We start from the raw sequence: 20,250 nt of genomic DNA on the forward strand, positions 1-20,250 counted from the left end.
CCCGCTACTAGTTAGCGGATGAGATACCGCGAATGAATCGCGGTATGACGTAACGACAAATTCGTCATCCCGCTACTAGTTAGCGGGATCTAGAGATACCGCGGCGGTATAGCTATAGCATACACAAACAACTAGTTTACCAAAAAAACATAGCGGTTTTTCTATGATTTGAGTATAATTCTAGCTTTACCTAAACAGAAAATTTAATGGACTATATCTTAATGTATCTTTCCTTACCATTTTCAATTACCGAAAATTACTTATTAATTACTGCATTGATTCCGCTTTTAAGTGCTTTTGTTATCTTTTTTACTGGTAAATGGCCCGGAGTGAACAATAGTATTACTGTCATTTCTTCTGTACTTCTGTTTACGTATACGTGTCTGTGCACTTTATATTGGGTATATGGTGATCATTCTCAATTTATTCTCATGGATTTTGGTAATAATTTGCACATTAGTTTAAAGCTAGAGTCTACCGGAGTAATATTCAGTTTATTAATATCGTTTTTATGGATACTAACCAGTATATACGCAATATGTTATATGCAGAATAACTATGCTGATAGCAATCACTCAAGTTTTCTATGCTTTTTTTCAATATCGATTAGCTGTGCAATGTTTATTGCTTTTTCTGGAGATTTGCTCACTACATTTGTTTTTTATGAGCTTCTAACTATTAGTACATACCCTCTGGTTACTTACAACTCAACAAATGAATCAATGATTGCAGGGCGCTATTACTTTGGCGTGCTATTTTTCTCTTCTTTAGTATTATTTTTTCCTGCAATAGGCCTTTTATATAATGAATTTCATACTTTAGACTTTGTAAGTGGTGGAATATTCAAATTTGATACTTCACTCATCACTTTCATTGCAGTGTGTTTTGCTATGCTGATTTATGGAATAGGAAAAGCTGCATTAATGCCAATGCATTTTTGGTTACCAAAAGCAATGGTTGCACCAACTCCTGTGAGTGCACTATTACATGCTGTTGCTGTTGTGAAATCCGGAGTTTTCATCATCATAAAAGTTATATTATACACTTTCGGCGTCGATAACATACAACGTTTTGTGCAGCAAAATTGGTTTGCTGGAGGGTGGCTTCCGTACGCTGCTGGATTTACTATTATTACTGCATCATTGATTGCATTAAAGCAAAAAGAATTAAAGAAATTGCTTGCTTACTCTACCATCTCTCAATTGTCGTATATTATATTATTTGCTTCAATTTTTAGTGAGCTCAGCATGAGGGTTGCAATTTTTCAATTAGTTTGCCACGCATTTGCAAAAATCACTTTGTTTTTCATTGCCGGAGCAATAATAACGAAAACAGGTGAGAAATATATAGATAAGATTCATGGTATAGGACGCAGTATGCCAATTAACATGACAGCATTTGCTATAGGTGCATTGTCTATGATAGGGGTGCCGCCTGCTCCGACTTTTTGGGGTAAATTTCTCATTTTTCAAGCTGTTTTCAACTCTGGCAATGTAATACTTTCTGTGTTTGTAACTCTAGTGTTAATTGTTAGTACTATACTTAACGCTCTGTACTTTTTACCGATAATTTACAATGCCTTTTTCTTAAAACCTTCTCAGAATTACTTTATTAAAAAAACGCCAATTCTTCTAGTTTTACCTCCAGTTATTACTGCTACATGCACTTTAGTTATTTTTTTTAGCTACCAAGTAATATTTTAAAATCTGTATTTATAACCATTAACAATAAATTTAAATGGTATTATACCAGCCAGAGTTGCTTTTATACTCGACAAAGTGAAGCTAATCTCCACAGTATGATCTTTCACCTCCTTATTTTGCTCGGTTGTAAAAACTACAGTAGCATTTCCAGCAAATGTAACTAAGTCCTTGGTCGATCGATCAATAGATAATGTTATTACATTTATGTTGGCAGTTTTTCTTTTGGATGAAGGTGAACTAACAGCTTCATTGTTCGTTTTTTCCTGAAAGCCTTGATAGATTTTATGTATAGAATTGTTTCTTATAAAATTTTCTTGGTACTTCGGTTCAACGATCTTAATGGACTCGTATATTTCAATGTATTTACTTATTAAGTACCTCGCTGTGGAAGTGTATTCATCTTCCTTTTTACTGAAACTAAGCTTATGCATTGCAGAGAACTCATCTTCTGTGTGGTTCATGTACTTCACAAAATTTAAATCTTTTTTAACAGGAAATAACAGGTATATGTTTAATATTAATAAACATAAGCATACTAGGAGAAGCGATACTATTAATGCCATCCAAGATCTTTCTGCTACACAAAACAGATACCTATGGCAGTACCATTCGACTGCTTTACTGAAATAACTTTTGTTTTTTACTGATTCAAGCAATTTATCTTCCATAACACAATGCTACCAAACCCAATTATAATAACAATAAGATTAGATACTCTAAAAAACTTTAAAATATGTCTAAATTTTCCAAAATAGGATGAATGATTATATCACCTTGTTCCGCAATAAGGTAGAATTTATCGATTTTGCTCACATCTACATTGATCATTTTTACACTGAAATTTTCAGGATTGTAAATATTACTTTCAGCACTTTTGTGATAATTATAATAATGTAATTTATTTTGATCATCAAAATAACCAAATTCATCAGCGAGGGTTCCCACTTTGCTACCTTTACCACTTTTGACTAGCTCAAATAGATCAATTGCATGGTTTTGAGATCCAGGCTCAATAGGCCCTTCTGCAGCAAAAAACTTAGGTGCATGACCAACGTATTCCTTAAATTTTAGATTATGAGTCTTTTTTACACTACCAAAATCCACAAACTTATATTCATCTGAAACGCCAGAATATTGTGGATCATACTTTTTATATTCAAAGAACTCATTACCTAAAAAATTACAAAACGTTAATTTATAATCATCATGATCGGATTTAACGACTTTAAGGTAATGAAAATCTCTAGGAATCTTTACTTCCTCTTCCGTGATATGATTACGTACAACAAGCTCACCATTTAGCATATGATAGCCAATTTTTGGCAAAGTAGCTATATTGATTGCCTTGTTTAGCTTAAAATTTGCTTCATAAATGCCGCTTAACAACTCCTTTCCTTTTTCTAAGGTGACGTCCTGGTCTAAAGCTATATTCTTGATTGAACTTAATTCTTTCTGCATGTTTAGTATGGCTTTCGTCAAAACTTCTATTGATTGCCATACAGTTAATTTATTATCAGTCAAATTATATACTTCGAGTATTAAATTAACAGAATTTTATCATGAATTTATGTTAAAAGTATTATACTTTGTAAACTTATGTCATGATATTAACTACATTAGCTAAAACATGCTTTTTATCTAAGTGAAGTTGCTTAGCAACAACGAAAAGTTCATCTATTTTTTTCCACTGACCTAGTAAAATTTCAACACCATTTACCTCTCTCTTTATGCTTTCTAAAATGAAGGCCTGAATTATATATGATGCTAGTTCTAGTTCGATTTCGCTATTAATTACTTTATTAATCATATTGGGATTCTTTAAATCATGAAGAAATTTATAAAAGCATTTGTATGCTTCATAAGCATCACTACTTATTGCATTTATTATCATTCCTGGCATTCCAGGAAATAAAGTAATCATTTCGTCAAACGTTTGATCATCAAATTTACATTGAGATGAAGCAACTTGCTTTGTTTCGTCATAAGTTAATGGAAGTAAATTTAGCTGAAAGCACCTACACTGGATAGTAGTTTGTATATCATATGGCTTATGGCTAATTATAAATATCTTAGAATTTTTTGGCGGCTCTTCTAATATTTTCAATATTGCGTTTTTAGCGTTATTAGTCATTGCCTCTAAGCTATCTATTATAGATATTTTGTGTTCTGATTGAATGGGACTTAAGTGTAGAAAGTTTTTCATTTCTCTGACTTTTTCTATTCCGATAGTATCACCTTCAACAATGTGTAAGTCCAATGCTACTTCATTATAGCTTTTTATGAGTAACCAATTGGAGAAGGATTTTGCAAGTGTTGCTTTTCCTATACCTTTTTTACCACAGATCAGCCAAGACTGAACAGATAAGTTGTTCATTAATTTTTTTTTGGCCTGGTTGTGACCTATTACTTTTTTCATTCTTTCTCCTATAGATCTTAGTTTGAAAATGCATTGGTTACTGTTTGTAATAAAATTGCACCTTCCCTTAAAACCTTAATCTTATCTTCGGTTAAGTCAATAATAGTAGATTCTATACCAGAAACTAATTCATCATCTTCAATCACTGCAGATAAATGTTGCTTAATGGATTGTGGTATATCGTCTGCCTTACATACACTTTTTTCTCCTGAAATATTTATACTAGTTGCAACTATTGGAACTTTCAGTTTGTTTAGTATTGAAATTGCAATAGGATGCTCAGGGATTCTGATGCCTATACTATCTTTAAAGAATTCGTTTGGCAATATATTATTGTTTTTAAGTGGTAAAATATAGGTAATCGGTCCAGGAGAAAAGTGATTTACTAAACCAATATACTTTTTCTCTAGCTTTGCTATTCTCATCAAGCTGCAAATATCACTAACAAATATAGACAGTGGTTTATTTTGAGAGCGTTTCTTTATCTGATATATTTTTCCTATAGATTCATTATTTAATGCATTACAAGCAAGAGCATACACTGTTTCTGTTGGAAAACACACTAACAAGTTGTTCTGTATTGCATTTATTATTTTAGATACCATATAGCTAAAAACTTATTCATAACAACTAGATCAGTTTTGTTGCATTGTATCTTATATAGTAACTGCTAGTTTTTGTGAACGCAATGCAACGCAGCTTACCATTTGTTATGCAGACTTGCTACAACCCAAACTCTTCATTGACTTTATCAACTATTGCCTGTGGTGGATCCTCTCCCCATCCTGAATACAAAATCTCTCCATAGTCTGCAACATCTATAGAGCCAGTTCTGCTTTTTGCTAGAAACATTTCTCTTTTCTCTTTATCAACTAATACATAATGCCACGCTGATTTTCCACGATCTTTACCACGGACTAAATATATAAGATCTGACCTACTTCTTTTTGTTGCATCAGCAAAAGATCTTTCATTGACAGTTCTGCTTTTACTTTTTATGCCGCCACTTTCAGAAAAAGCTTCCTTGGATTCGGTTTTTTTGTTTGCTAATTCAGAAATTCCCCCTTTTTCCCCTAATGCCCGTTCTTTGGTGTTTTGAGACGAATACTTACTGGAAAAACCTTCCCCTGTACCGCCAGGAGTCCTGTTTGTGAAACGCTTAATAAATGAATTATTGTCGTTGTTTTCTGCCATAAAAATCTCCAAACTTTAGATTGTAGGACCCAAATTTTTACTACACTCTATCATATGTTAATTAAATTAATATAAATGAAAAATAATATAGTAATTATTACAGGAATTACAGCTTCAGGTAAATCAGAATTGTGTGATAACCTGATAAAAAAATATAATAATATCAGCATAATAAATTGTGATTCAAAGCAGGTATATGAAGAAATTCCCATAATTACTGCTCAACCACTAAAGCAAGAAGAATTTTATAAATTATATGGTTATGTTTCAGCAAAAGAAAATTATTCCGTGGGTCTATGGTTAGAGGATTTAGAAAAAGAAGTTAATCACGCATTAGAAAATGCTCAAATACCTATCATCACTGGAGGAAGCGGGCTTTACATCAGCAGTTTAATCAAAGGCTTATCATCAATGCCACAAATAAGTCAGAAAGTAAGGAAAAATGTAAGCGAATTAAGGAAAAATTTAAGTAAAGAGGAGTTTTACAAATTAGTGCTAAGCAAAGATCCAAGGATTCAAGGTAAAGTATTCATGAATGACTCGCACCGCCTTTCAAGGGCACTTGAAGTTATCACTGAAACTGGTAAGACAATCTTTGTATGGCAAGAAAATAGACAGCCTCCTTTATTCGATAATTTTAAGATATATACAATTTTGCCTAAACGTGAGGATGTATACCAAAAAATAAATTCTCGTTTTATCAAAATGATCGAAAATGGAGCAATTGATGAAGTAAAAAAGCTACTTAGTATGAACTTAGCTCCACATTTGCCAGCTATGAAAGCACATGGAGTGCCAGAAATTGTAAAGTATTTGAAAGGTGAGATTACTTTAGACGAAGCGATACAGATTGCTCAAACAAAAACAAGACACTACGCAAAACGCCAGTACACTTGGTTTAAAAACCAGTTCCCAAGTTCTGAAGTAATTGATTGTGCAAATGAGCTAACAGCGCTTGAAATATTTTAATTGTTAGTTTCCAGGTGTATTTCCATGCTCATTGCTATGAATGGGCGGTTCCATATTTTCCAGATGGCTGTTTACTTCTAGTGGATTACCTAAACTATGTTCTATCTCTGCTTCAAACTTAAATCCTAACTTCTCGCAGAATTTTTGGAAATACTCTTTAATAATATCAAATAAATTTTTGCCATCAATTTTGTAATTTTTCAGTTCTCGAGGAGCAGTAAGTGACAATTTACCATCTTTATATGTTACATCATCTTTATCATTTTGAGATTCAATTGTGAATTCAATTGAACTGGATAGATCACACACCTTGTCACCGGCTTTACCATCGCTCCTTTGGAAAAATATCGGTAATTTCATATCCGATCTAATACTTACATTATTTTGGTCAATATAATCAATATTCATTACTCTTTTAGGGGAGAATACTAGAAATGAATGTTGGCCAAGTGCAAGTTGAGATTCTATCAATACACCAGCTTCATGCCCTGCCTGATTACAATTGGTAACTAGTTCTTCTAGGATAGAATCACTTGGAACTTTTGCTTCAGCATATTTGAACATTTCCTTAAAAACTTCTTTTGCAAATGGGCGATAATTCTTTTCTCCATTTTTGTTGTTTTCAATCAAGCTAGCGTGTTTTGCATATAATTGATTAATAAAGTTTTGGTCTATATCTTTTTTATTAATAACAAAATCCATTCTATTGATGTCTTTATACATCTGTTCACCAGAGTTTGCTTCAGCATTATCTTTACCAGCTCTTAATTTGCTAAAATCAAACTCTTCTGCTTGAGCCCTTAATGTAACTACTGGATTGGTACTATTCATTTCTATCATAGACCTATTAACATCATAATTAATTATATCACAAATTATTAATAATTCAATAAAATACCTGCTATAAGCCCTATGATAGCAAATATAGTTAGGGGTAACTTAGGCTTACCGACAACCGTCATCCCGCTGCTTGTTAGCACCGCGGTAGTATGATGTTATACCAATTCTCAATAATAATGAGACAAATGAAAAAGAGTGCTTTCCGCCTATAACTGGAGGTTTAAGTGAATTTATCGTATATTCTATTTGTCTTCCCAATAACGAAGTTTGGTATTAGAGAGCTGTGCTAGCTATAGTGCATACCTGACCATAAGGTGACAAGATTTTAAAAAGGCTCTATTATTGATAAACAGTTTTTACACATGTATGAATCTCAATGAGCAATTAGATGTGCTGGCTTTTCTAAATGGCAAGCTGGAAAATATGCTTAAGTTCCATTCCGCAATATTACCTAAACTCTGTGGTGGGAACAAAGTGGTGGACCTGCTGTTTTATAGGCCGCTTGGTTATATAGATAGAAGTAAGTCACTGCCCGATGCTCAAGCTGGAGAATTTATAACTTTTATTGCAAAAGTTTATGAGCATCAGTCGCCCACTTTTAGAGGTAGACCATATAAAATAGTCGTTGAAAGTGAGAGTCAGTATATATTCATAGTCTTTTTTAATCACTCAGTTAAGTATTTATATAAACTATTTCCAGTTGGAGCCTATGTAATCATCAGTGGCAAACTCGAAAAATTTGCTGAGCATTGGCAGATTACTCATCCAGATTACGTGTCGCTTGACATCAACCAATTTAAAGAAATAGCTCGCATAGAGCCAGTCTACCAATTATGCCGTGGCATTACCAATAAGAGCATTGGGAACATAATAAGCTCTAACCTGAAAGAATTGCCTGATTTGCCAGAGTGGATAGATGATACATTAATCAAGCAAAAAAAATGGCTAAGTTGGAGGGAAAGCATCATAAAGTTGCACAGACCAAGCTCATTGGCGGAAGCCGAGGTTTGTAGAAAAAGGCTTGCTTATGATGAATTGTTTGCGTATCAGCTAGCACTGAAACTTGCAAGAGAAAATCATGTAAAAAAAAGGGGAAGAGAATTTATAGTATTGAATAAATATAAAGAGCAAGTTTTAAATGAATTATCGTTTCAATTAACAAACGATCAAATTCGTGCAATAGATGAAATTTCAGAGAGGCAAAAATCCAAGTATCGCATGATGAGCTTGCTGCAAGGTGATGTTGGTAGTGGCAAAACCGTAGTTGCACTTTTTGCGATGCTAAATGTGGTAGAAAACAACATGCAGGTAGCTCTAATGGCACCGACTACTATCTTGGCGGAGCAACATTATAATTGGATTGAGGAAGTTTTATCCTGTACCGATATAAAAGTTGCGCTGCTTACTGGTAAAACTTCGCGCAAGGAAAGAAAGATTATCATGAACGAACTTGCAAGTGGTGTTTTAAATATAGTGATTGGCACCCACGCGTTATTTCAAGCTAACGTTACATTTAAAAATTTAGGGCTTGCAGTCATAGACGAGCAACAGCGATTTGGAGTGATGCAGAGAAATCGCTTGGTAGGAAAAGGAGAAAATGCCGATATACTTTTCGTTACTGCAACTCCCATTCCAAGAACCTTGCAGCAAGCTATGTATGGTGACGTTGAATGTTCAATTTTGAGAGAAAAACCAAAATCCAGATTGCCAATAAAAACTGTAACTATGAACATTAGTAGGGTGCCAGATGTTATTGAAAAGCTAAAAGGTGCTATAAACAGGGGCGAAAAAGCATATTGGATTTGTCCATATATAGAAGAAAACGAAGAGACCAATATTGCTGCAGCAGAGATGCGTTTTCAGGAATTACAAAAAACATTTTTTGATAGAGTCGGGATAATACACGGAAAATTGACTCAGGAGCAGAAAGATCAAGTTATGTTTTCCTTCAAAAGAAATGAATTTTCTTTGCTTGTTGCAACCACTGTGATAGAAGTTGGTATAGATGTGCCAGATGCAACCATTATGATTATAGAAAATGCAGAGCAATTTGGGTTATCGCAATTACATCAGTTAAGAGGCAGAGTAGGGCGAGGAAACAAGCCATCTTTTTGTGTATTATTATACGATAATTTAAGTAAAAGCTCATCTTCAAAGTTAAAGATCATGTGTGAGTCACAGGACGGATTTTACATTGCTGAAAGGGATATGATGCTAAGAGGCAGTGGAGATATTTTAGGCACAAAACAATCAGGATGTATGGAATTTAAATTTGCTGATTTATATCAGGACAAAGAGCTGCTCAATCTCGCGTATAATAACGCAAAAGGTGCAATGGCTGATTTTGAATTACTGCTTGATATATTTGAATATAGAAGTAGATTACATTTTTCAAAATTTCAGTAGGAAAACTTCTTATCCAGGTAGCTCGCAGAAACGAATTAAATGCAAAAATTCCTTGACAAATTCCGCCAGCCCCCTTATCATGACAGTGAAGCTATTGTATTTGCTTTCGCCAATCTGCAGATTAAAAGGTAAGGATTACTTAATGTATCGGCGTCTTATGTTCAATTTTTTGCAGTATATAGATACTGTATGTCTTTACAAAACTTCATCTACATCTAGATTTTTATCTAAATAAGCTGAACGCGCTTACAAAGCGTTACAAGACATCAAAAAATGCCAATACTCGACAAAGATAGTAAAGGACTAGCTAACTCGGGGATTCTTTGTCTTTTTTTCTGCTTGGTAAACTTCTTAAACATTTGCAGCGTAGGTTAGTTGCAATTAAAAGCAGCTTAATCTCGCTTGTCAAGCGTTTAAAACATAAAAAACGCCAATATTTTAAAGCAGATAATAACCCCAGGGCTTCTTTTGCTTTTTTTTCGTTTGGTAAATTTCTTAAATATTTATAGCTAACATGAACTGGGCAGTGCGTCACGCGCTGACCATTTACTGTGCAAATCACCTTCAAAAACAAACGTTCGTACACATATATTCTAGTTATATGATAAAATAAATGAAAAACATCAATTATCTAAATGAAATTCACATCTTAAAAGGATCATATACATCGATTTCCTTAGAATTACTCTTTTTCAATTTTTCACTTAATAATCTTAAAATAGGCTGTAAATCACCATTAATTGATAAGCACAGCACTTCTTTATTAAGATAATTGGCTAGGTGATTCTTCTTTTCCAGAATTTCTGCTTCTCTCAGCAAGTCGCATTTGTTTAATACTACAATCTCTTCTTTTTCAACAAGATCACTATTGTAAAGTTCCAATTCATTATGGATACAACTATAAGCCGAAACAACGTCATCATGAGTTACATCGATTAAATGAAGTAAAATTTGACACCTTTCTATGTGCTTTAAAAATTTATGTCCGAGCCCAACTCCAAGGTGAGCATCGGTGATTATTCCAGGAATATCTGCTATTACAACTTCGCTATCATCCACTTTTGTCACACCTAAGTGGGGTCTTACGGTGGTAAATGGATAATCGCCTACTTTTGTATCGGAATTTGAGCAGCGAGTCAAAAATTTTGATTTACCTGCGTTTGGCATGCCAATAATTCCAACATCTGATAAAACTTTTAGTTTTAATAATACATGTTTTTCTTCGCCAGGCTGACCGTAAGTAAAATGTCTTGGTGCCTTATTAGTAGAAGATTTAAAATTAGTATTTCCAAGTCCACCTTTTCCACCCTGTGCTACTTGAAATTCCATACCAGGCTTGTCAAGATCTACTATTATCTCTTCACTTTCTTCATCAATTATTTGTGCACCGACTGGAACTCGAAGTATAACGTCTTTCCCTGCTGTGCCAGATCTATCCCTGCCTGCACCATTTTTCCCATTATCTGCTTTAATGTGTCTTCTATAACGAAAATGAAGCAAAGTGTTGAGATTAGCGTCGCTGATGAAAACTATGTTTCCACCCTTTCCTCCATTACCACCATTTGGACCACCAAATTCAACGAACTTTTCTCGACGAAAACTTGCACAACCGTCACCACCATCACCGGCTTTTAAGTACAATTTTACTTCGTCTATAAAACCCATGCTAACCCACGATAATATTTAGCATCTTTTCCTAATGCGCTTTCTATTCTCATTAGCTCGTTATACTTCGCGAGCCTATCAGAACGCGACAGCGACCCGGTTTTTATTTGCCCGCAATTTGATGCAACTGCTATATGAGATATTGTTGTGTCTTCTGTTTCACCTGAGCGGTGAGAAATAACAGCTTTGTAGTTGTTTGATTTTGCCATTTCAATAGCAGCAAAAGTTTCTGTTAACGTTCCTATTTGATTTGGCTTGATCAGTACAGCATTTGCCATTTTTTCTTCTATTCCTTTGCCTATTAGTTCACAATTTGTAACAAATAAATCATCCCCAACCAATTGAATTTTACTCCCCAATTTTGCAGTAAGTAATTTCCAACCTTCGTAATCGTCTTCACTCATTGCATCTTCTATAGAAATTATTGGATATCTTTCCACAAGATTACAATAATATTCAGTCAATTCTTTTGAAGTAAGCTCTTTATTTTCAAATTTGTAAATTCCATCTTCATAAAAAGTAGATGAAGCAACATCAAGGCCTAGTGCAAAATCACTTTGCGCTGAATAACCTGCTGATTCTATAGCGTATATGATCAAGTCAAGTGCTTCTTCAGTACTTTCAATATTTGGTGCAAAACCGCCTTCATCTCCTACGTTTGTGCTATAACCCTTTTTCTTAAGAATGCTACGTAAGTTGTGGAACACCTCCGCAGATATTCTGATTGCTTCACTGAAAGTCTCAGCACCGACCGGAAGAATCATGAATTCTTGGAAATCGAGCTTATTGTCTGCATGTACTCCACCATTAATTATGTTAATGAGTGGAACCGGCATCTGCTCTCCTCCCAAATATCTATACAACGGTATTTTGAAACTGTTTGCTGCTGCTTTTGCAACCGCAAGAGACACACCCAAAGTTGCATTTGCTCCAAGTTTAGATTTATTTTTTGTTCCATCTAGTTCAATTAATGCTTTATCAATTGCACTTTGGTTTGTTGCATCCATGCCAATGATTTCATTTGCTATCACTCCATTTACAGCTTGAACAGCTTTCAGCACTCCTTTACCACAATACCTTTTCTCATCTTGGTCTCTGAGTTCCAAGGCTTCTAATTTACCAGTTGAAGCTCCAGAAGGTACAGAGGCCCTACCTATTGCTCCATCACAGAGTTCAATTTCCACCTCAACAGTGGGGTAACCCCTGCTATCTAAAATTTCTCTTGCAAATACGTTGTTGATTATCTTATTCATCGCATTAAACCTTAACTTCCGCAATAAGTGCTGCAGTTTCCTTTGCCAATTTAGCTATATTACTACCAGCACCAATAAATAATACTATATCACCTGGACTTGTCGAATCACTAATAAAATGTGAAATGAGTAGAGCATCATTCATAATTTTTACATCATTAAACCCATTACTGATTAAAGCTTTTTGTATATCATCAATCCCACAACCAGGAATAGGCTTGTCTTCTGGGGGATGAATAGGAGTAAGGATTACATAGTCAAACATCATAAAGATCCTTATGAATTCACCAAAAAAATTACGAACGCGAGCAAAACGAAGCGGTTCGATAATTCCTATTACTTTTCCTTTAGTAATCGAACGTGCAGCCGTTAAAGTTGCATATATTTCATTTGGATGATGGGCATAATCCTCAATTAACTTAACACCTTTAATATTGGCAATCAAAGAGAATCTTCTTGCTACTCCTTGAAATTCCAAAAGGCCTTTTTTAATCTCTGCATTGCTAATCCCAAGCTTTATCGCAACTGATATTGCAGCCAAGGCGTTGCTTACTTTGTGAATACCTATTGCGTTTGATAGTACTATGTTTTTTAAAGGGCTGGATCCCAGTGTCACGCACTGGGATGACAGAGGGTGATGGGATGACAGAAGGTGATGGGATGACACCTGCTTTTTTGTCATGCAAGTAGCTGATGCTGGAATCCAGTTGTTCAACACATCAAATTCCATGCTGTTATTATGTTGTTCGATGTTGCTGGCTCTAATGTTACCACTTTCAAACCCAAACATCATAGAGTTACTTGCATCATAATTAATGCCTACAGAATCAGGCAAAACTGCAAAATCTGCTTTGCTTATAAACTGAGAAAACGCATTTTTAATATCGTCGAATGTACCATAATGATCCATATGATCGTCGTTAATACTCGTTATGACAGCAATATTTGCAGGAATTTTTAGCATGGTTCCATCAGACTCATCAGCTTCGATTAAAAAAATGTCACTCTTTCCAAGTCTTGAATTACTCTGATACGAATTTAGTATTCCTCCTACAATTACAGTTGCATCAATATTAGAATGATCAAAAATAGAAGCAATCATAGCCGTTGTTGTCGTCTTTCCACTTGAACCTGAAACTGCTATCACATATTTATCTTTCATAATTTCAGTAAGTATGTCTGATCTATGCAAAATGGTTTTATTGTTATTTCTCGCTGTTACTAACTCCACATTATCAGATTCTATCGCAGAAGAATGTACAACTATTTGAGCTTGGCTTATATTATTAGCATTGTGACCAATAAAAACCTCTATGCCCAGCCTTTGTAATCTATCTACATTGTTGTTTGATTGTGCATCACTGCCTTGAACTTTGTAATTGGAATTGTGAAGAATTTCAGCAATGGCACTCATTCCGATTCCACCTATACCAATTATATGTATTATTCTTTTTTGAGTTTTGTTAATATTTAGCAGTAGATGTTTACTCATTACTAAATTTATTATAGTATAATTTAAAATCCTCATAGTATCGAACCCTCTTACCGAATACAATGATAAAAAACCTAGCCTTCCTATGTCTAATATTTGTTTTGATGAGTAGTTGCAGTTTTAGCAACAGGTTTAATTGCACTGCAGGTCATTATAAAATTGGCTGCAGCTACACAATAAATGGTATAACTTATTATCCAAAAAACTGTAAACACTATGAAGAGATAGGGATAGCGTCGTGGTATGGAATAGAAGATCATGGCACGCTTACAGCAAATGGTGAAGTGTTTAACCGTCACTTGATCTCTGCAGCGCATAAGACTTTGCCCCTACCCTGCTTTGCTCTTGTCACTAATTTAGAAAATGGAAGAAAGCTTGTTGTAAGGATTAACGATAGAGGGCCTTTTATTGAAGGCAGAATAATAGACTTATCAGAAAAAGCAGCTCAAGTCTTAGGATTTCATAAAGTAGGGCTTGCAAAGGTAAAAGTCCAATACCTAAGAAAGATGTCAGAACAATTGATACAAAATACTCCTCATTACAGAAAGCAATATGAAAAAGAAATGCAGAAACGTCACCCAAAACAAGACAGTGCAGAAAGTAAGGGATATGTTGCATTTTTTAAAAGTGCTCAGGCTGCTAAATCAGCTGCATCAAAGCTTCGCAATCAAGGAATAAAAAATGTTAGATTGCTTTTTAAGAACGATCAATATTGCGTGAAAGTGAGTTATAGGTAGTGGTGAGTGCAGAATTCGAAAGATTTGGTTAATGTAAGAAACGCTGGCTAACTATTGTAAGTTAAAAATGTGATATAAAAAAGATATCAACAATTTATAGCTATACCGCCGCGGTATCTCTAGATCCCGCTAACAAGCAGCGGGATGACGGTTTTTCAAATTGTCGGTAAATCTAAGTCAGTTTAGCTATAGCACTATAGAGACAAAGATCGAAATTTACTTATTTACGTCTCCAATTTCATCATGTATAATGGAGACAAAGATTTATATTTTGTATTTTATGTCTCCATCATTTATTGGTAGGCAAACCGAGTTGAAGCAACTGCTGGAGCTTACGGAAAAAAACACTGCATCTTTTGTAGTAGTCAAAGGAAGGCGTCGTATAGGAAAAAGTCGTTTAATTCAAGAGTTTGGTAAACATTTCGAACAACATTACTCATTTGCAGGTTTGCCACCAGAAAAGCATACTACAACATCCCACCAACTTAATGAATTTTCTAGACAAGTTGCTAGACAATTTAATACATCTTTTGCTAGATATGACGACTGGAGTGACTTACTATGGGCAGTTGGTGAACGTTTACTATCTGGCAAAATATTATTGCTCCTTGATGAAATTTCTTGGATGGGCTCAAAAGATCCAACTTTTTTAGGCAAAATAAAGAATTTTTGGGATACACAGCTAAAAAATAATAACAAGCTAATTTTTGTTGTCTGTGGATCAGCTTCATCCTGGATTGAAAAAAATATACTTAGTAGTACTGGTTTTGTAGGAAGAATATCGTTGACTTTAACACTCGGGGAGTTATCACTTTCTGATTGCAATGAATTTTGGCCAAAAAATATTTCAGCATACGAAAAGTTTAAGGTGCTTGCAGTAACCGGTGGAATTCCAAAATATTTAGAAGAGGTAAATTTTAAACATGGTACTGAAGAAAATATTAAAAAGCTTTGTTTTACAAAAGGTGGGTTTTTAGTTGAGGAGTTTGACCAAATATTTTCAGATCTATTCATGCGAAAAACAGCTTTTTATAAGCAAGTAGTGAGAGCTCTTTCTACTGGAGCTAAAGAACAGGAAGAAATTTGTACTGCTTTAAACATTGCAAGACACGGACGCATTTCTGAGTATCTATATGAGCTCGAGCTTGCCGGTTTTATTGCAAAGGATCACACTTGGGATATAAAAACGGGTACTGATTCACGACTCAGGAAGTACAGACTTCAAGATAATTATTTAAGGTTTTATCTAAAATATATTGAAAAAAATCTAGGAAAAATTAATCGCGACACCTACTCTATAGGGTTACTTATATCTCTACCAGAGTGGCATACAATTATTGGACTTCAGTTTGAAAATTTGGTGCTTAACAATAGAAAGAGCATACATAATATCTTGAGAATTGATGGAATAGTAAGCGAAAATCCATTTTTTCAGAGGAAGACAGGTGCTGGTTGTCAAATTGATTACATGATTCAAACAAGGTTTAACACACTCTACATTTGCGAAATCAAATTCTCAAAAAATAAAATCGGTCATTCAATAATACAAGAAGTACAAAAGAAAATAGATACACTAAAGCGTCCAAAAGGCTTTTCATGTCGTCCAGTCCTTATTCACGTTAACGGTGTGAGTGATGACGTTATAGATAGTGATTACTTTTCAAACATAATTGATTTTGGAGAATTATTGAATTGTAAGTAATTCTTGCTCTACTTTTTCAACTTTGTGTTGTTTAACATTGGAACAAGATTCCAGATGACATCTTTCATGAACTCTTATTATAACAATGTTCGTACAGATGTGTGCCACGCGCTGGAATGACATGGTGAGGTGTCATCCTGCTGCTCCTTTCTTGTCATCCCGCGCGGAATAATTAACCGTCATACCGCCGCGGTATCTCACATAGATCCCGCTAACAAGCAGCGGGATGACGATTGTCAGGGTGTCATCCAAGTAGCCCCTTTTTTTGTCATCCCAGTGCCCAGACACTGGGATCCAGGAAAAAGAATGGTGTCATCCCAGTGCCCAGACACCTTAGACAATCTGCCAACTTCTGATTTTGTCCATTCTGGGCGGGATTGTTGAGTTCTCTGATCTTAAATACTACATTTACTTCATCAAGATCAATGTTGACTTCTTTTACTAATGTCCTAATAAGACTACGTTTAGCTTGCCAATCTAGGTGTTCCAATTCCGATTTAACACTAGAATAAAAGCCCTTTATGCTATTTGTAATAAGATTCATTTTCTGCTGTAGTCCCTTTTGATCAATCACCTTTTTCTTCTCTCCTTCAATCTCTTTTAAACGTTCCTTCATTTTTTTCATTGCCTGCTTAAAGTCTTCCTTACTTATATATTTTTCCTCACTTGTATTCTCTTGAATATAATAATCATTTATAAGTTCTTTAATATTTTGTTTTAATTGACTCTCACGTCTTGCAAACCTTTCATCTAATAATTCATTCTTATCTTCTGAAATTCTACATTGGTACTCCTTTACCATCCTATCTGGATTTTTTAATACACTTTTTACTTCTTCCCACACACCTGTTTCTAACACTTCTCCACGAATAGATCCGTTAGTGCATACCTTATTACCGTAAAAATTTCTTGTACCCAGGCAAGTGTAATAAGTATACACAATCTTTTTTTCTTTGCTGTAATTTCGTCTTCCGCAGTAAGCACGTCCACAACACTTACACACAACTAGCTTTTGCAACAGATATGTCTCTTTTCTTTGCTGCACTCTTGCTCTCTGTTTATTCTCAATCAATTGTTCTTGTACTACATTAAACAAATCCTCGTCAACTATTTTCGGCACCGGTATATGAATCCAATTCTCCTCATCTGTACTGTAAATAGAGTGAGTTCGCCGGCTGTTGCTTTTTTTTGGTTTGACTTCTAGCATTACTGGGCCCGCCTTTGTTTTACCATATGCTGCTTGCCCCTTGTATGCTGGATTTTTTAACATCTTATGGATGGTGCTTGAATGCCACACCTCTTTTCCTGTTTGTGTTCTAACAGAAGCTTCTCTTAGTCTCTTTACCGCTTCTCTAATACTTATCCTTTCCTCTCCAATCCACATGAACACCTCTCTCACTACTTTTGCTTCCTCTTCATTAATTTCAAATTTGTTTTCTCCTCCTTTTACATGCTTTCTTATATATCGATAACCATAAGGTGCATTGCTTATTACACTCACACAACCTTCTCTTGCTGCATGCAGTTTTCCCCTCATGCTTCGTATCAAGATTTGTCTCAGTTCAAACCTTCCTACTGCTCCTTGCACATCTGTCATTAAATCGGACTCTGGTGTATCATCAACCTTATGATTTGAAAAGATTATTTCTACTCTTGCTCTCTTAAATTCATCTATTACATCTCTTTGATCTACAGGATCACGTGACAACCGATCTAGTGAATAGATATAAATCTTATTAATTTTTCCTTCTGCTACTTTATCACGTAATTTCTTTAAACCTTCACGCTCTAAATTTGACCCTCTACGGCCATCGTCAGTGAATACATATTCTTCCAATAACTCATGTCCATCTACAGCAATTCTACGCTTAAGCTCTGCAATTTGGCTCTCTATTGTATGATCCCGCACTTGTCGGTCTGATGAAACTCTTGCATACAAGGCCACCGTTATCATCTTTTTCTACCTCCTTTTCGTTGTTTCTTTTTACTGAATACTTTAGTAACTGCTCGTAAGCTTCTGATAAATGTTTATCTGCTAACTCATCAGGCTCATATCGACAGGTCACAGTTAACGTTCTCTTTCTCATAATTTCTCCTGTAAATGTTTTCATAGTTCAGGAGCCTGACCACTCCCTTTTTCCATAAATCCATTACTCTTGCGAAAAAGACGCAACTGTTAACCTTTATTTCTCTCAGCTTTTATGCAAAATTTTAGAAACACATACGCTATCTTTCATCAATTGAGCACTCTCCCAAATCATCAAGCTTCTTTTTTCCCTCTAATGATAAAATTTCCCTTTTTTCCATAATCACCTCTTTCTTAGCCACAGCCCTTCTAAATTTTCACAAGCTCTTCTTTTGCCACTATCACACCTGCTGCTGATACGACCCTTATTTTTCTCCTAAGAAACTCCCTCAACTAGCTCTTCCTGTTGCACCAAGATATAACCAAAATCCCGTGCCTTTTTGATCAAATTTTTCACGACTCTCTCTTTGTAACGTGTTTCGTAATAGTTCATTCCTTTTTCTACATACTTTTGTCCGTATCTCAACATTTGATAGAAGATACACGCTAATTTCCTTGCTGTAGCAGTAATTGCTTTTGGGGATCCTAGTTGCTTTTTTAATCTTCTATAATATGCACCCAATGCACTCTTACTTTTTCCCACGGCATAAGCAGCCATTCGAAAGGCATTTGCAGCACGATTGATAACCTCACGAGTTCTTGTCCTAAATACTTTTTCCCCTGTAATCTTATTAGCAGGACTTAGCCCTAACCATGAAGTAAAATGCTTTTCTGATCGCCATTTACTGTAGTTAATACCAATTTCCGAAATAATAGCTTGTACAGTTAGTACATCAAATCCAGGAATTTTAGTAAAATCTATACCGGTTACTCGATACAATTCTTCACGCAAGGCAAAGTTTGGCTTATCTTTTCGATACTTACTTCTTTCCTTGCTTAACTCTTTACTCTCGTCAGATTTCGCTTCAAATGTCTTATAGTGGTTTTCAATATTTTTGTCACACTCTGCTATTTTTTCCTGATAAACATTGTATAGTTCAAATTCCTGCTGTAATGCAAATAAATGTTCCTCTCTGTAGTCACCTGTTAGTGCTTTGGCAATAGCCGATTTATCACTCTTTATTCGCACATCCCTTAATTCAGCTAATTTATTAGGATTTCTTTCACCTTCGATTATAGCCTTAATAATTTGCATTCCAGTGACACCTGTTATATGGCTTATTACTTTATGTAACTGAATATTCATTTGTACTAACGCCTTTTGCATCCTATTAATATGTGTAGTCGCACTTTCTGTAAGATTTTTACGTTGCCGAACATAACTACGCAATATGCACATTTGATCATCTGGCCTAAACGATCCTTGGATTAACCCATAACTGTGTAGTTGTTGTAGCCATTGGCAATCCTGGACGTCTGATTTTCTCCCAGGTACATTTTTTACATGCCTTGCATTTGCCAGTTTTACTTCGAATCCATACGATTCAAGTACTTGGAACAAAGGAATCCAATATACTCCTGTTGACTCCATAGCTACTGTAGTAACTTTACACTTCTTTAACCACTTTGCTATATTGTGAAGATCTTCTGTGAAGCAGCTAAACTTTTGTACACGTTGTTCATCTCTTTCTTCAGGTACACATACATAATGCACAGATGAACCGATATCTATTCCTGCTGCGTTAGGATTCATTATCTCTAATTTACTTTTTGCTTTTTTCATGGTAGCTCCTATAATTTGTAATAACGAAGTGCTTCAGCTTGGGAATGGTTAAGATTATACAATCTCCTAAACGAGGTAGTCATAAAATATGGCTCCATCAATGGTTCGAACGTTCCTCCCAAAA

At 35.0% G+C, this 20,250-nt stretch carries 18 protein-coding genes; 5 read left to right on the forward strand and 13 right to left on the reverse strand.

Translation table 11 applies throughout. The features are described 5' to 3' along the window. Positions 1-206: 206 nt before the first annotated feature. On the forward strand, positions 207-1,703 hold the full coding sequence (locus tag AAGD99_RS00635; protein ID WP_341822303.1) for a proton-conducting transporter membrane subunit: 1,497 nt from the start codon (positions 207-209) through the stop codon (positions 1,701-1,703). On the opposite strand, the gene AAGD99_RS00640 is transcribed toward AAGD99_RS00635, so the two are convergent. The 5 genes from AAGD99_RS00640 to AAGD99_RS00660 all read right to left on the reverse strand — a co-directional run bounded on the left by AAGD99_RS00640 (position 1,700) and on the right by AAGD99_RS00660 (position 5,313). Next, positions 1,700-2,371, reverse strand: a complete 672-nt coding sequence (locus tag AAGD99_RS00640; RefSeq protein WP_253309488.1) for a VirB8/TrbF family protein — start codon at positions 2,369-2,371, stop codon at positions 1,700-1,702. The genes AAGD99_RS00635 and AAGD99_RS00640 overlap by 4 nt on opposite strands. Before the next feature lie 58 nt (positions 2,372-2,429). Then, positions 2,430-3,224 carry a hypothetical protein gene (locus tag AAGD99_RS00645; RefSeq protein ID WP_253309489.1) on the reverse strand — a complete coding sequence of 265 codons (795 nt, stop codon included), beginning with the start codon at positions 3,222-3,224 and terminating at the stop codon, positions 2,430-2,432. Between the two features lie 73 nt (positions 3,225-3,297). Next, the gene (locus AAGD99_RS00650) at positions 3,298-4,119 is read right to left on the reverse strand and encodes a DNA polymerase III subunit delta' (protein ID WP_264731766.1); all 822 of its coding nucleotides are present in this window, start codon (positions 4,117-4,119) and stop codon (positions 3,298-3,300) included. A 17-nt stretch (positions 4,120-4,136) separates the two neighbouring features. Next, positions 4,137-4,724, reverse strand: a complete 588-nt coding sequence (locus AAGD99_RS00655; RefSeq protein ID WP_253309491.1) for an L-threonylcarbamoyladenylate synthase — start codon at positions 4,722-4,724, stop codon at positions 4,137-4,139. A 118-nt stretch (positions 4,725-4,842) separates the two neighbouring features. Further along, complete coding sequence (locus tag AAGD99_RS00660) at positions 4,843-5,313, reverse strand: hypothetical protein (protein ID WP_264688217.1); 471 nt, start codon at positions 5,311-5,313, stop codon at positions 4,843-4,845. A gap of 75 nt (positions 5,314-5,388) precedes the next feature. Between AAGD99_RS00660 and miaA the strand changes: the two genes are divergently transcribed. Further along, on the forward strand, positions 5,389-6,282 hold the full coding sequence (gene miaA, locus AAGD99_RS00665; protein WP_341822305.1) for a tRNA (adenosine(37)-N6)-dimethylallyltransferase MiaA: 894 nt from the start codon (positions 5,389-5,391) through the stop codon (positions 6,280-6,282). A 3-nt stretch (positions 6,283-6,285) separates the two neighbouring features. On the opposite strand, the gene AAGD99_RS00670 is transcribed toward miaA, so the two are convergent. Next, positions 6,286-7,113: a hypothetical protein gene (locus AAGD99_RS00670; RefSeq protein ID WP_341822307.1), complete on the reverse strand. Its 828-nt coding sequence runs from the start codon at positions 7,111-7,113 to the stop codon at positions 6,286-6,288. 375 nt (positions 7,114-7,488) lie between these two features. Here AAGD99_RS00670 and recG point away from each other — a divergent pair, with 375 nt between their 5' ends. Beyond that, complete coding sequence (gene recG, locus AAGD99_RS00675) at positions 7,489-9,528, forward strand: ATP-dependent DNA helicase RecG (protein ID WP_341822308.1); 2,040 nt, start codon at positions 7,489-7,491, stop codon at positions 9,526-9,528. A gap of 307 nt (positions 9,529-9,835) precedes the next feature. Here the strand turns inward: recG and AAGD99_RS00680 are convergent, their stop codons facing one another. Genes AAGD99_RS00680 through murC form a run of 4 tightly spaced genes read right to left on the reverse strand, consistent with a single transcriptional unit; the run spans position 9,836 to position 13,974 of the window. Beyond that, a complete protein-coding gene (locus AAGD99_RS00680) occupies positions 9,836-10,114 on the reverse strand; it encodes a hypothetical protein (protein ID WP_341822309.1) in 279 nt (92 codons plus the stop codon). 56 nt (positions 10,115-10,170) lie between these two features. Continuing rightward, complete coding sequence (cgtA, locus tag AAGD99_RS00685; protein ID WP_264688220.1) at positions 10,171-11,193, reverse strand: Obg family GTPase CgtA; 1,023 nt, start codon at positions 11,191-11,193, stop codon at positions 10,171-10,173. Beyond that, a complete protein-coding gene (gene eno / locus AAGD99_RS00690; protein WP_341822310.1) occupies positions 11,181-12,446 on the reverse strand; it encodes a phosphopyruvate hydratase in 1,266 nt (421 codons plus the stop codon). The genes cgtA and eno overlap by 13 nt, the downstream gene beginning before the upstream one ends. Before the next feature lie 4 nt (positions 12,447-12,450). Beyond that, entirely contained in the window at positions 12,451-13,974 is a 1,524-nt protein-coding gene (gene murC / locus AAGD99_RS00695; RefSeq protein WP_341822311.1) for a UDP-N-acetylmuramate--L-alanine ligase, read from the reverse strand. Between the two features lie 26 nt (positions 13,975-14,000). Between murC and AAGD99_RS00700 the strand changes: the two genes are divergently transcribed. Then, a complete protein-coding gene (locus tag AAGD99_RS00700; protein ID WP_319803909.1) occupies positions 14,001-14,675 on the forward strand; it encodes a septal ring lytic transglycosylase RlpA family protein in 675 nt (224 codons plus the stop codon). A gap of 280 nt (positions 14,676-14,955) precedes the next feature. After that, entirely contained in the window at positions 14,956-16,377 is a 1,422-nt protein-coding gene (locus tag AAGD99_RS00705) for an AAA family ATPase (RefSeq protein ID WP_341822312.1), read from the forward strand. A 268-nt stretch (positions 16,378-16,645) separates the two neighbouring features. On the opposite strand, the gene AAGD99_RS00710 is transcribed toward AAGD99_RS00705, so the two are convergent. The 3 genes from AAGD99_RS00710 to AAGD99_RS00720 form a co-directional block, all read right to left on the reverse strand. Then, positions 16,646-18,286, reverse strand: a complete 1,641-nt coding sequence (locus AAGD99_RS00710; protein ID WP_341822313.1) for a recombinase family protein — start codon at positions 18,284-18,286, stop codon at positions 16,646-16,648. Beyond that, a complete protein-coding gene (locus AAGD99_RS00715) occupies positions 18,246-18,488 on the reverse strand; it encodes a hypothetical protein (RefSeq protein ID WP_253309514.1) in 243 nt (80 codons plus the stop codon). Before AAGD99_RS00715 ends, AAGD99_RS00710 begins: the two co-directional genes overlap by 41 nt. A gap of 291 nt (positions 18,489-18,779) precedes the next feature. After that, positions 18,780-20,126: an IS110 family transposase gene (locus tag AAGD99_RS00720; RefSeq protein ID WP_341822314.1), complete on the reverse strand. Its 1,347-nt coding sequence runs from the start codon at positions 20,124-20,126 to the stop codon at positions 18,780-18,782. Positions 20,127-20,250 lie beyond the last annotated feature (124 nt).

This window comes from Wolbachia endosymbiont (group A) of Clivina fossor (genome assembly GCF_964026865.1).
Taxonomy (GTDB): Bacteria; Pseudomonadota; Alphaproteobacteria; order Rickettsiales; family Anaplasmataceae; genus Wolbachia.

Excerpts from the sequence above, each read along its gene's own strand:
- cgtA (WP_264688220.1), bottom strand. The coding sequence starts at position 11,193 with ATGGGTTTTATAGACGAAGTAAAATTGTACTTAAAAGCCGGTGATGGT.
- AAGD99_RS00700 (WP_319803909.1), top strand. The coding sequence starts at position 14,001 with ATGATAAAAAACCTAGCCTTCCTATGTCTAATATTTGTTTTGATGAGT.
- AAGD99_RS00640 (WP_253309488.1), bottom strand. The coding sequence starts at position 2,371 with ATGGAAGATAAATTGCTTGAATCAGTAAAAAACAAAAGTTATTTCAGT.
- recG (WP_341822308.1), top strand. The coding sequence starts at position 7,489 with ATGAATCTCAATGAGCAATTAGATGTGCTGGCTTTTCTAAATGGCAAG.
- miaA (WP_341822305.1), top strand. The coding sequence starts at position 5,389 with ATGAAAAATAATATAGTAATTATTACAGGAATTACAGCTTCAGGTAAA.
- AAGD99_RS00705 (WP_341822312.1), top strand. The coding sequence starts at position 14,956 with ATGTCTCCATCATTTATTGGTAGGCAAACCGAGTTGAAGCAACTGCTG.
- murC (WP_341822311.1), bottom strand. The coding sequence starts at position 13,974 with ATGAGGATTTTAAATTATACTATAATAAATTTAGTAATGAGTAAACAT.
- AAGD99_RS00655 (WP_253309491.1), bottom strand. The coding sequence starts at position 4,724 with ATGGTATCTAAAATAATAAATGCAATACAGAACAACTTGTTAGTGTGT.
- AAGD99_RS00660 (WP_264688217.1), bottom strand. The coding sequence starts at position 5,313 with ATGGCAGAAAACAACGACAATAATTCATTTATTAAGCGTTTCACAAAC.
- AAGD99_RS00635 (WP_341822303.1), top strand. The coding sequence starts at position 207 with ATGGACTATATCTTAATGTATCTTTCCTTACCATTTTCAATTACCGAA.
- AAGD99_RS00715 (WP_253309514.1), bottom strand. The coding sequence starts at position 18,488 with ATGAAAACATTTACAGGAGAAATTATGAGAAAGAGAACGTTAACTGTG.
- AAGD99_RS00720 (WP_341822314.1), bottom strand. The coding sequence starts at position 20,126 with ATGAAAAAAGCAAAAAGTAAATTAGAGATAATGAATCCTAACGCAGCA.
- AAGD99_RS00670 (WP_341822307.1), bottom strand. The coding sequence starts at position 7,113 with ATGAATAGTACCAATCCAGTAGTTACATTAAGGGCTCAAGCAGAAGAG.
- AAGD99_RS00650 (WP_264731766.1), bottom strand. The coding sequence starts at position 4,119 with ATGAAAAAAGTAATAGGTCACAACCAGGCCAAAAAAAAATTAATGAAC.
- eno (WP_341822310.1), bottom strand. The coding sequence starts at position 12,446 with ATGAATAAGATAATCAACAACGTATTTGCAAGAGAAATTTTAGATAGC.